At 64.9% G+C, this 12,126-nt stretch carries 7 protein-coding genes; 5 read left to right on the top strand and 2 right to left on the bottom strand.

All coding sequences use genetic code 11. From position 1 onward, the window contains the following. Position 1: 1 nt before the first annotated feature. The 4 genes from KI617_RS16990 (at position 2) to KI617_RS16975 (ending at position 8,910) form a co-directional block, all read left to right on the top strand. Positions 2 to 2,830, top strand: coding sequence for a hypothetical protein (locus KI617_RS16990; protein WP_226448281.1), 2,829 nt, complete (start codon positions 2 to 4; stop codon positions 2,828 to 2,830). Positions 2,831 to 2,843: 13 nt separating this feature from the next. Next, a complete protein-coding gene (locus KI617_RS16985) occupies positions 2,844 to 4,322 on the top strand; it encodes a contractile injection system tape measure protein (protein WP_226448280.1) in 1,479 nt (492 codons plus the stop codon). After that, entirely contained in the window at positions 4,307 to 5,653 is a 1,347-nt protein-coding gene (locus tag KI617_RS16980; protein ID WP_226448278.1) for an ATP-binding protein, read from the top strand. The genes KI617_RS16985 and KI617_RS16980 overlap by 16 nt, the downstream gene beginning before the upstream one ends. An 80-nt stretch (positions 5,654 to 5,733) precedes the next feature. Beyond that, on the top strand, positions 5,734 to 8,910 hold the full coding sequence (locus tag KI617_RS16975; protein ID WP_226448276.1) for an eCIS core domain-containing protein: 3,177 nt from the start codon (positions 5,734 to 5,736) through the stop codon (positions 8,908 to 8,910). A gap of 18 nt (positions 8,911 to 8,928) precedes the next feature. Here KI617_RS16975 and hflX read toward each other — a convergent pair whose 3' ends face one another. After that, positions 8,929 to 10,242, bottom strand: a complete 1,314-nt coding sequence (hflX, locus tag KI617_RS16970) for a GTPase HflX (protein ID WP_226448274.1) — start codon at positions 10,240 to 10,242, stop codon at positions 8,929 to 8,931. Positions 10,243 to 10,414: 172 nt separating this feature from the next. Here hflX and KI617_RS16965 point away from each other — a divergent pair, with 172 nt between their 5' ends. Then, positions 10,415 to 10,969 carry an ankyrin repeat domain-containing protein gene (locus KI617_RS16965; RefSeq protein WP_226448272.1) on the top strand — a complete coding sequence of 185 codons (555 nt, stop codon included), beginning with the start codon at positions 10,415 to 10,417 and terminating at the stop codon, positions 10,967 to 10,969. Between the two features lie 63 nt (positions 10,970 to 11,032). Here the strand turns inward: KI617_RS16965 and fba are convergent, their stop codons facing one another. Further along, positions 11,033 to 12,097, bottom strand: coding sequence for a class II fructose-bisphosphate aldolase (gene fba, locus KI617_RS16960; protein WP_226448270.1), 1,065 nt, complete (start codon positions 12,095 to 12,097; stop codon positions 11,033 to 11,035). Positions 12,098 to 12,126 lie beyond the last annotated feature (29 nt).

The raw sequence follows: 12,126 nt of genomic DNA, 5'->3' as shown, positions 1-12,126 counted from the left end.
CATGGCCGAACCGCTCAAGATCATCCGCCGCCTCAACGAAGTCACCACCGATTACGCCGTGTTCGAGCGCGATCAGGTGCTGACCGAGACGCAACTGAACAGTGTGGTCGAATACCTCGACGACCAGAGTCGCCTGACGCGCACGCAACTGCTCGGCATCGGCATTGTCGGCGGCCTGTGGCCGTCGCTTGGCAAGGAGCAACTGGTTGTCAGCAAGGGCGTTGGCGTCACCAGCGATGGTGACCTGATCGGCCTGTCCGCCGACACGGTTTTCGACCGCTGGCTGACCTACGACGAAAGCGCCCCGGCCTACGATTTGTTCTACGACGGCGAGAAGATGTTGCCGCTGATTGAATTGCTGGCTGCCGACGACAAGCGTGAGGGCAAGCCGCTGGCCGAAATGCCCGAATCGCTGGAAAAAATGGTGGCTGTCGCTTTCATGGAAAGCTACGAAAACGACCCCGACCTGTGCACCGGTGGTGATTGTGACAACCGTGGCCGCACCGCCCGCAACACCCAGCGTCTGCTGCTGATCAATCGCGAAATTGCCGGAAAAATCGGGTTGGCTGCAAGATTCAGCACTGGCGCCGAGCTGGCTCAGGCGTTGCCGCGGGTCCGCGCCAGCCGTGTCGACCTCGGCACCGGCAGCGATGCCAAGGTCGATGTCACCTCGGCCGAACTGTTCGCCGCCCGTTATCGCACGGCCGCGAACAGCAGCTTCAAGGCACTGTACGGGGCAGTAAAGCAACTGATCGACCGGATCGGCGATGGTGCCGCCCTCGGCTTGCCCAGCCCGGTTGGCTGGGCGGCTGGCCTGGACAAGCGTCTGCAGGCCTTGCCCGGCACGGTCGGCGGCATCCAGTATTTCCACGACCATGCCAAGGATCTGGTGGCGGTCTGGAACGACCTGCGCGCCGCCCTGTTCGCCGACGACGGTGTGCTATGCCCGGCCAGCGAGGCCTTTTCCAAGCATCTGCTGCTCGGTGCGCTGGCCGATCCGGCGGTCGATCGTACTGGCTGCTACCCGGCGCCGTGGCTGGCCGGCGGCATGGTCGAACGGCAGCGCGTGATCCTGCTGATGCGAAAGTTTTCCCTGTTGCTCGAAGCCTTCGAACTGCCCAAGGCGCAGATCCCCAAGATCATCCCTAGCCGGCGCGAGAGTACGGCGCTCGACGAACGGGCCATCCCGGTCTATTACAAGGCCGACGCCAGCCTGCGCGAACTGTGGAACGATACCCGCCGGCAACGCGGCGAGAGCGAGGACAACACCGGCTACCACTGGACGCAGGCCACAGACCTGAAGCCCTTCCTGCCCGAGCCGCCAGCGGCCGAAAAGCAGTTGCCCGATCCCTTCCAGACCGATCAGGGCAGCAACGATTTCTATCGCATCGAGGGCTTCCTTGGCCTCAAGGCCGACGTCGCCGAACCTGCCATCGAAAAACTGGTTCGCCAGCGCAACCTGCCAATTTCGGTGATCAGTGCGCTGACCCACAACCAGCGGCAATGGATCATCCGTGGCCCGAAGTTCAAGAAAACCAGCCTGCACAGCCTGCACTACCTGCTGCGCCAGGACCTGACCAGCCACCTCAAGGACAACATTGCCTACAGCGGCCGGTTGGTGGCCGATGTCAAAACAGCCCAGATCAACTGGGCGCGCGACGAGGATCTCAAGGTCAAGGCGGGTGGGGCATTCACGCCGCAGCCGGCGCTCAATATCGACTATGCGAAACCGCTCGAAAACGCCAAGGCCCAGCTCGAACTGGCCGATCAGGATCTGGTCGGCAGTGCCACGCAGCCGGGGCCGCTGGCGGCGCGCAGCTACAAGGCCTTTGTCGCGCAGGCCAGCCCCTTGCGCGAGCGCCTGAGCAGTGTCGTGGTCAGCGCTGCCGGCGCCAAGGCCAATATCGGCCCGGTCACGCGCAACGACATCATCTCGCCGCTTGACGCCTTTGCCGGCTCGAAGAGCCACCTGTGGGTGGACTGGCTGGGCGACATCCTGAAAAAACGCGAGGACGACCAGAAGGACAAGCTGCTGCTGACCAACATGCTCAACGAGCATCCGGGTCTCGAGCATGCTGGCGGCGTCGTGCCCGGCGGTACCTTCGTGCTGGTCTACAACGATGCCGGCGTGGTCATCGGCGACCTGATGCTGCCCTACTGGATCGACGACAACGACGAGAGCGATTTCGACGAGCCGCTACTGACGCTGCCCGACATCAACCTGCGTCTGCCCAAGGATCTGGTGCCGATCAAGTTCATCAAGCCGCTCGACCTCAGCTTCGATGACTTCAAGGTGACCAAGATCGCACCCGAGATCAAGATTCAGGAAAACTACAGCAAGTTCTTCCAGACCTCGCTCGGCAGCCTCGGCGAGGTGCTGAAGACCTCCAAGGCCACCGTGGCAAACGATGGCGTCAAGGCAGCGACCGGCGACAAGTACATGGAACAGATGCTGGCCATCGTCAAGTCTCAGCAGGAGCAGATCAAGGGTCTGCGCGAAGTGGCCGGCGACGACCGGATGACGCCGGCAACGCGCGAAAAGGCACTCGAACAGGCCAAGGTGGTCGAGGCCCAATTGGCTGTTTCGGTCGGCACGACGGTCGAATACTTTGCCGTTGCCGCACCGGAAACCGTGCGCTTCGAAGCCGACAAGGCGGCGGTTTACGAGACGGTCGGTTCGGCCGTCAATCTGGTCACCGACAAGGATGCCAGCGCCAGGCTGCAGACCAACCTCAAGGAAACGGCCATCGCCGCCAACAAGGTGCCGACCGGCAGTTCGGCCATGGTCGCCGAGCAGATGATGAACAAGGTTGGCATCCGTATCGGCTGAACGAGGCACCCTCATGAGCGCAACGCACCGCATCCGTCGCCAGCGCTGGCAGGTTCGCACTGCCAGCCCGGCCGATGCCTTTGCAGTGCGCACGGCCCTGCGGCAGGAGAACGAACTCAGCCTGTTGCCGGCGCTGGAAAGCGCCTTTGCCGCGCTCGACAACGGCGAGCGGGAAATCCATTTGCCGCGTCTCGAACTGGCTATCCGCATTTCATCGCCCGAGCGGCTGGCCGAAGAGTTGCCGGCCAGGCTGGCCGAGGCGGCCCGTCAGGCGCTGGCCGAGGCCGTCGAAGCATCGCCGTCAGGGCCGGCTGCCATACCGCGCAGCCTGACGCCCGGCGACCGATTGCGCCGCTACCTGGGCAGCGGCCAGGTCGACTGGTTCGATGCCGATCGCGAGCAGTCCGAACTGCAGCAGCAACTGGCCGAAGAAGCCCGCCAGTGGAGCGCCTCACCGGCCGCCGCCTGGCCCTGTCTGATGGCCGATCTGCCAGCCGGCGGAGAAGCGCGGGCCGATGCCTTCTTCCGCTTTCTGCAACTACTCGATGTCGCCGACCGCCTGCGCTGGTGGGATTTCGCCGCCCGTCTGGCCGAAGCCCACGACGGCGAATCGCCGGCCCGGCTGGGCATGCTGCGCCAGATGGCGGCGACGCGCCCGGCCGACCATGCGCTGCGTCTGCAGGCGCTCGGCTTGCTGGCCCTGTCGGCCGACTCGGCGCGTTCTTCCGGCCATCGCAGCGAGTGTTTGCGGGTCGCCCAGACCTGCGCCGGGCAGCTGGAAACGTTTGCCGTGGTCGACCGGAAAAACTGGCTGAAAATCGAAAGCTGGCTCGGCGGCGAGAGCGGGTTGCCAACGCTTGATCCGGACACTAGCGGCCGGAGCACGGCAACAAACGAGCTTAGCCAGCCGGCACCGGATGCGGGGAGATTCGAAAAATCGGCGAATTTTTCAGTCGACCGTGAGCAGGCCCTTGGCCTGCCGCTCCGCTCGGCCGGCCTGATCCTGCTCCATCCCTACCTGCCGCGCCTTTTTGCCGCACTCGGCTGGATCAGCGCCAGCCATCCGCCGGGCGAGCCTTTTCCTTGGGCCAGGTTGCCGCATGCCGCCGCCTTGCTCAACTGGCTGGCCACCGGCCGCGACGAGCCTTTCGAATTCGAACTCGGCACCGCCAAGCTGCTGCTCGGCCTGCCGCCGGACACCCCGCTGCCGGTAGCCGCCGGCCTGATCGGCGATGCCGAGCGGGAAGAGGGCGAGGCCCTGCTCGGCGCCGTCGTCCAGCACTGGTCGGCACTCGGCCAGACCAGCATCGATGGCCTGCGCGTCGCCTTCCTGCAACGCGGTGGCCTGCTTTATCCGGCGCCTGACGGCTGGCTGTTGCGGCCGCAAGGCGAAACCTTCGACCTCCTGCTCGACCGCCTGCCCTGGGGCTTGTCCATCATTCGCCTGCCCTGGATGCCTGGCTGTCTCCACACCGAATGGCTGAGCACCTGAACGCCACCGCCCGCGATGTCGAAGCCGACCTGGCCTGGCTGGCGGCCTTGTTGCAGTATCGCCTCGATACCTACTTTGCCGAAAAGCCGGCCTGCCCGGCCCTGCCCGGCGAGCGTCCGCCGCCGCTGCTCGATGACAGCCCTTCGCCCTATGCCGAGTTCCTGCGCCGCCACGCCTTGACGGCCGACGAGCGGGCGGTGCTGCTGCTTGCCCTGGCACCGTCGCTCCGGCCGCAACTGCTCGACGTGCTGTGGGCGCGCAATCCCGCCAACCAGCGCGGCTACAGCGAATTCGGCGGCGTGCAGGGGGCTTCATCCGGGCATTTCATCCCGACCGGCGAGACGGCCTGTTTCCTGCTGGCCGGTGATCACCTGGCGGAGCGTCTGCGTGTCATCCACCTGCTCGCTGAGCGCGAAAGCCTGCTCTCCGGCGATGTGTTGCTGCCCCTGGCCCCGCCTCCCGGTGAAGGCATGCTCGCCGCCCGCCTGCAACCGGCGCCCGCATTGCTCGCCCTGTTCGGTCTCGATGCGCCAGGCGGCGAGGCCGATGCCCTGCCGGCGCAACGGGTGACGACCGGCCTGGCCTGGGCCGATCTCGTGCTGCCGCCGGCAACCCTGGCCCAGCTCGAAGAAGTGCGCGACTGGCTGGCTCACGGCGACACCCTGTTGCACACGCTGGGCATGGCTGCCCGCATGCGCCCCGGTTACACCTGCCTGTTCTACGGCCCGCCGGGCACCGGCAAGACCCTGTCGGCCTGCCTGCTCGGCAAGCTGTGCGAGCGCGAGGTGCATCGCGTCGACCTGTCGATGGTCGTTTCCAAGTACATCGGCGAGACCGAAAAGAACCTCGCCCGTGTCTTTGATCTAGCCGAACAGCGGGGCTGGATCCTGTTCTTCGACGAAGCCGACGCCCTGTTCGGCCAGCGCACCCGCGTCGATAGCGCCCACGACCGCTACGCCAACCAGGAGGTCAGCTACCTGCTGCAACGCATCGAGGATTTCCCCGGCGTCGTCATTCTGTCGTCCAACCTGCGCGGCAATATCGACGATGCCTTTACCCGGCGCTTCCAGTCGGTGGTCGCCTTCCCGATGCCGGCCGTCGAGGAGCGCTACCGGTTGTGGACCGAGTCGATACCGGCCCTGCTGGAACGTGATGGCGATCTCGACTTCGTCCGGCTGGCCGAAAAGTACGAGGTTTCCGGCGGCACCATCATCAACGTCATCCGCTACGCCGCGCTGCGTTCGCTGGTCCGTGGCGACCGCCGGCTAGCGACCGACGACATCGACGATGGCCTGCGTCGCGAATTGCTCAAGGAGGGCCGGGGTTTCTGAGCCCGGACAGGACATGCGCCACCTGCCTGCCTTCACTGCCTTGACCGCGCCCACGCCCGCTCCCGACTAAGCCGAACGCCATGGAAGCCGCCGCCCGCCTCGTCAATCGCCCGTCGCCACCGATGCCGGCGGCTGCGGTCAAGGTGGCCGAGCCGGTGGTTTTGCAGTCCACGCCGACCCGCGTCCAGTGCCAGAGCCTGCGCGTTTCTACACCCGGCGATGCGGCCGAGGTCGAGGCCCGGCACGTCGCGCGCAGCATCGTCAGCATGCCGGCGACTGCGGCAGCGCGGCCGGCCAGCGTGGTCAGTCCGCCGACGCTGCATCGGGCCAATCCGGTGCGCGGGCCGGCGGTTGCCGCGCCCACCCGGCCGCAGCAAACGGCCGCCAAACCAACGTCCAGCGGTGGCGAGCCGCTGCCCGAGGCGGTTCGCCAGGACATGGAGTTGCGCTTTGGCGCCGATTTCAGCGCCGTGCGCATCCATCGCGATGCCCGCGCCGCGCAGGCCAGCAGTGCCCTCAACGCGGCGGCCTTCACGGTCGGCAACCAGATCCATTTCGGCGCCGGCCAGTTCAACCCGGGTAGCGGCGAAGGCCGCGAGCTGATCGCTCACGAACTGACCCACACCATCCAGCAGGGCGCCGCACCGCAAGCTCAAAGGCAGATCCAGCGCAGCCCGGCCCCGCGGGTCGTCGAGCGCAGCGCCCCGGCCGTGCAGCGGCTTGGCCTCGGCGACGCACTCAATTACTTTGCCGAGCACGCCAATTTCATCCCCGGCTTCCGGATGTTCACGCTGGTGCTCGGCGTCAATCCGATCAACATGCGGGCCGTCGACCGCTCGCCGGGCAACCTGTTGCGCGCTGTCGTCGAGCTGATGCCGGGCGGCGCGCTGATCACCCGGGCGCTGGATGGCTACGGCATCATCGACCGCGTTGCCGGCTGGGTGCAGCAGCAGATGAACAGCCTCGGGCTGGTCGCCAGCAGTATCCGGCAGGCCGTCGACCGCTTCCTCGACTCGCTGAGCTGGACCGATATTTTCGACCTCGGCGGCGTCTGGGAACGCGCCAAGCGCATCGTTACCGAACCAATCGCGCGCATCACCAGCTTTGTCGGCAACCTGGTCTCCGGCATCCTCCAGTTCATCCGCGATGCCGTGCTGCGGCCGCTGGCCGGTCTGGCGCAAGGGACGCGCGGCTGGGATCTGCTCTGCGCCGTACTCGGTCGCAACCCGATCACCGGCGACGCGGTGCCACGCACGGCGGAAACGCTGATCGGCGGTTTCATGCGCCTGATCGGTCAGGAAGAGGTCTGGCGCAATTTGCAGGAAAGCCGTGCCGTGCCGCGGGCGATGGCCTGGTTCCAGGGCGCGCTGGCCGGCCTGATGGGCTTCGTCACTGCCTTGCCCGGGCTGTTCATGGATACCCTGCGCAGCCTCGGTATCAACGACCTGCTGACACCGGTCCAGACTTTCGGGCGCATCGTCCGCGTCTTCGGCGATTTCGCCGGGCGCTTCGTCGGCTGGGCCGGTGCGCAGGTGATGAGCCTGCTCGAAATCATCTTCGATGTCGTGGCCCCGGCCGTGATGCCCTACATCCGCCGGGCCGCCGGGGCCTTCCGGACCATCGTCGCCAACCCGGTCAATTTTGTCCGCAATCTGGTCCGCGCCGCCATTCAGGGCTTCCGCCAGTTCGCCAGCAACATCCTGACCCACCTGCGCGCGGCGCTGATCGGCTGGCTGACCGGGGCGATGGGCGGCGCCAATATCTACATTCCGCAGGCGCTGACCTTGCAGGAGATCATCAAGTTCGTGCTCAGCGTGCTCGGACTGACCTGGCAGAACATTCGCAGCAAGCTGGTCCGTGCCGTCGGCGAAACAGCGGTCAATGCCATGGAAACCGGTTTCGATATCGTCGTCACGCTGGTTCGCGATGGGCCGGCCGCCGCCTGGGAGCGCATCCGCGAAAGCCTCTCCAACCTGCGCGAAATGGTCATGGAGCAGATCATGGCCTTCGTCCAGAACAACATCGTGATGGCCGCCGTGACCCGGCTGGTCAGCATGCTGAATCCGGCCGGCGCCTTCATTCAGGCCATCATCGCCATCTATAACACGGTGATGTTCTTCGTCGAACGCCTGCGCCAGATCGCCCTGGTGGCGGCCGCCTTCATCGATTCGATTGCCGCCATTGCCGGCGGCGTCATCGCGGCCGCCGCCAACCGCGTCGAGCAGACCATGGCCGGTCTGCTGACGCTTGTCATCAGCTTCCTTGCCCGTCTGGTCGGCCTTGGCCGGGTCAGCGATGCGGTGACCAATATCATCAACCGCATCCGCGCGCCCATTGATCGGGCGCTGGACCGCGTGGTGGCATGGATCGTCAATCTTGGCCGGCGTTTCATGACCGCCGCCCGCAGCGCGGCCGGGCGCGTCGCCGAATGGTGGCGGCAGCGCAAACCCTTCCGCACCGCCGGCGGCGAAAGCCACGAGGTTTATTTTGTCGGCGATGAACGGAATCCGCGCCCGATGGTCGCCAGCCGCGATCCGCAGCCAGTCGAAACACGCCTCGACCGTTTTCTTGCTGCGGCCAACATCGCCAATGCTCCGGCCCGCAAGCGCAACGCCATCCCGCTGATCGGCACCACCCGAACAGCCCTGCGCGCCAATGCCGACGACCCCATCGTCGTTACCAACCTGCGCACCCTGTTCGGCATCTTCGACGATCCCTCGACGCCGCGCGTCACCCGCTACCAGCCGCGCACCCGATCGCTCGGCGGCGATACGGTTGGCGTCGGCATGACCATCGACTGGCTGAACCATGCCTGGCGCGAAAGCCACCCCGGCAGTCCGCCACGCTCTGGCGCGCAACGCACGCTGATGAGCAAGCTCGAAACCGATCCCGGCGAATCCAGCCCCGATAAATACATCCGTGGCCACCTGCTTAACGAGCACATCGGCGGCGTCGGCGACGCCACCAACCTGTTCCCGATCACCGGCAACGCCAACAGCCGCCACCTGCACTCGACCGAAAGCCGCGTCAAACGCTGGGTCGATGTGCCGGCCAACTGGGTGTTCTACGAGGTGACAGTGGATGGCATCAGCTCGAGACTAAATTCCAGCGACGTCACCCAGAACTACGTCAACGCCACCTTCAACTGCCGCGCCGTGCTCAAGGACGACGACGGCACCGAGCGCGAAAACTACATGACCGCCATCACCTCGACCTATCGGGTGCGTAACGATGCGCGGGTGTTCCAGGTGCGCTGATTCGAGCTGGTTGGCGAGCTATTGGGGGCCAGTCGAAGCGAACCGTTCGCGCAGCTTGTCCAGCGTTTCCGGTTCGCCACGCAGATGGAAGACAGCCCCAGCCTCATCGGCGCGCTCGTCCAGCACCTCGCAACTGGCGTAGATATCCTTGCGCAGTTGCTGAGCTGACCACGGCAGCAACAGTTCGGTTTCGACCAGGCCTTGCTGGAAGAAGGCGATGATCGCCAGGCGCAGTTTGGCCACGTCGTCCGGACGGCGGGCGCTCATCACGACGCAATCCGGGTAGTTTGCCCGCAGGGCGGCTTCGCATTCGGCCTGCGCCGTCTCGTCACCCACGTGGTCGATCTTGTTGAAGATGCGCAGGCGCGGCAAGGTGTCGGCGCCGATCTCTTCCAGCACCTTGTCGGTGACTTCCAGTTGACGTTCGAAGCCATGATCGCTGGCGTCGATTACATGCAGCAGCAGGCCGGCATCGAGCGCTTCGTCGAGCGTTGATTTGAATGAGGCGACCAGGCCGTGCGGCAGGTTCTTGATGAAACCGACGGTATCGCTGACCAGCACGCGCGGCATGCTTTCCGGGTGCAGAGTGCGTACCGTGGTGTCGAGCGTCGCGAACAGTTTGTTGGCGACCAGCACCTCGCTGCCGGTCAGGGCGCGCATCAGCGTCGATTTGCCGGCATTGGTGTAGCCGACCAGCGCGACGCTGGCCAGTCCCTGGCGTTCATGCCGGCGGGCGCGTTGGGTCTGGCGCTCGGCATCCATGGCAACGATTTCGAGTTGCAGTTCGGCGATGCGGTCGCGAATCTTGCGACGATCCAGTTCGGTGTGCGATTCGCCGGCACCCCGGCCGCCGACGCCGCTGCGCTGGCGGCCCTGCGGCCCGGCCAGCTTGGCGGCTTCGCGCAGGCGTGGCGCCATGTAGCCGAGGCGGGCGATTTCCACCTGCGCCTTGGCCGCGCGCGAGCGGGCGTTGTTGTGGAAGATTTCGAGGATGACCATGGTGCGGTCCATCACCCCGCAGCCGGTTTCCTTTTCGAGATTACGCGCCTGCGATGGCGAAATTTCGTGGTCGACGAGGATGGCCTCGATTTCGCACTCGGCTTCGTGGTTAACGTAGTGCTCGATTTCCTGCCGCTTGCCGATGCCCAGGTAGCCCGTCGCGTCAAAGCCGGCCCGTTTCTGGATGAAGGTGTGGATGACCGTGAAGCCCAGTGTCTTGGCCAGTTCGCGCAACTCGGCCAGTGAGGCCTCGAATTCGAGATCGCTGACGTGCGGCAACTGGACGGCCGCCGCCACGGCGTAGATGGGTTTTTCTTTGACTTCGCTTCGCATTGCTGAACGGCTTCTCGACTTTTTGGCAAAAGCGGATAGTAACCGGCAATCGGTTCGTGAAGCATTTAACATCGTGAAACCGGCAATCCGGATACTCTGCTAAAGCGTTGTGTAGCAATGCTTCGGGAATTATTTTGGCTCGTTTCGAGCCAGCTCTGGTTGGACGATTTAAATGAATAGCGAACTGCGAAAAGCCATCGAGCAAGGGAGCCTGTCGGCTGTCATGTTGGCGCTTGATGCCGGTGCAGAAATTGAACATGCGGATGTGCACGGCGACCGCGGTCTGCCGCTTCGCTTGGCCTGTTTCAAGGGAAATGCCGATATCGTGGTCGAGTTGTTGCGACGCGGCGCCGACATTCGGTCACCCAACGCCCACGGTGCCGGCGCGCCGATTCGGATGGCGGCCAGGGCCAGGCACGACGGGATTGTCCGCCTGCTGATCGAACACGGTGCCGAGCTGCCGCAGGACATGAAAAAGGAGTTCACCGACACCGGCGAGCGGCGCAAGCGGGGTGAGCGACGGAAGCACAGCTACGGCCCGCCCAAGGGGCTCAAGGAGAGGCGCCGGATGCTGGATCGGCGGGTCACCTACGTTCGGGAAGTCGAACTGTCCGAATTCCAGTGGGAAACCTATTTTTCCCAGTCGCTGACCAAAATGGATGCTGAGCCGCAGCCCGATCACCATGCCGAGAAGGCATCGCTGGTCTTCGAGCGTATCCGCGATTAAATAGGGTGCCTTCAAAGCAAAAAGGCCGCATGACGCGGCCTTTTTTGTGGCTGAGTGCAGGGCTCAGCGAACGATCTGGTTCAGTTCGCCCTTGGCGTAACGTTCGGCCATCTTGTCGAGGCCGATGGCCTTGATCTTGCTGGCGTTGCCGGCGGTGCCAAAGGCTTCGAAACGGGCTAGGCAGATCTTCTTGGCAGCTTCGCGGGCCGGCTTGAGGTAGTCGCGCGGATCGAACTTGTCCGGATGCTCGGCCAAGTAACGGCGGATGGCGCCGGTCATGGCGAGGCGGATGTCGGTGTCGATATTGACCTTGCGCACGCCGTGCTTGATGCCCTTGACGATTTCCTCGACCGGCACGCCGTAGGTTTCCTTCATGTCGCCGCCGAATTCGCGGATTTCGGCCAGCAGTTCCTGCGGCACGGAAGAGGAACCGTGCATGACGAGGTGGGTGTTCGGGATGCGGGCGTGAATTTCAGCGATGCGGTCGATGGCGAGGATGTCACCGGTCGGCTTCTTGGTGAACTTGTAGGCGCCGTGGCTGGTACCGATGGCGATGGCCAGCGCGTCGCAGTTGGTCTGCTTGACGAAGTCGGCGGCCTGCTCGACGTCGGTCAGCAGGTCTTCACGGGTCATGTGGCCTTCGGCGCCGTGGCCGTCTTCCTTGTCGGCCTTCATGGTTTCCAGCGAGCCGAGCACACCGAGCTCGCCTTCGACGGAAACGCCGATGGCGTGGGCGAATTCGGTCACCTTGCGGGTCACTTCGACGTTGTATTCGTAGCTGGCGACGCTCTTGCCATCAGCCAGCAGCGAGCCGTCCATCATCACCGACGAGAAGCCGGAGCGGATGGCGCCCATGCAGACGGACGGGCTCTGGCCGTGGTCCTGGTGCATGACGATGGGGATGTTGGGGTAGGCTTCGAGGGCGGCCAGGATCTGGTGGCGCAGGAAGGGCTCGCCGGCGTATTTGCGGGCGCCGGCCGAGGCCTGCATGATGACCGGAGCGTCGACCTGGGCGGCCGCTTCCATGATGGCCCAGACCTGTTCCATGTTGTTGACGTTGAAGGCGGGCAGACCGTAGCCGTTTTCGGCGGCGTGGTCGAGCAGTTGGCGCATGGATACGAGCGGCATGGTGACTCCTGTTCGTTAACGTGTTTAGC

Source organism: Ferribacterium limneticum, from assembly GCF_020510625.1.
In the GTDB taxonomy this organism is placed as follows: Bacteria; Pseudomonadota; Gammaproteobacteria; order Burkholderiales; family Rhodocyclaceae; genus Azonexus; species Azonexus limneticus_A.
This window is presented reverse-complemented; position numbering and strand designations above follow the sequence as displayed.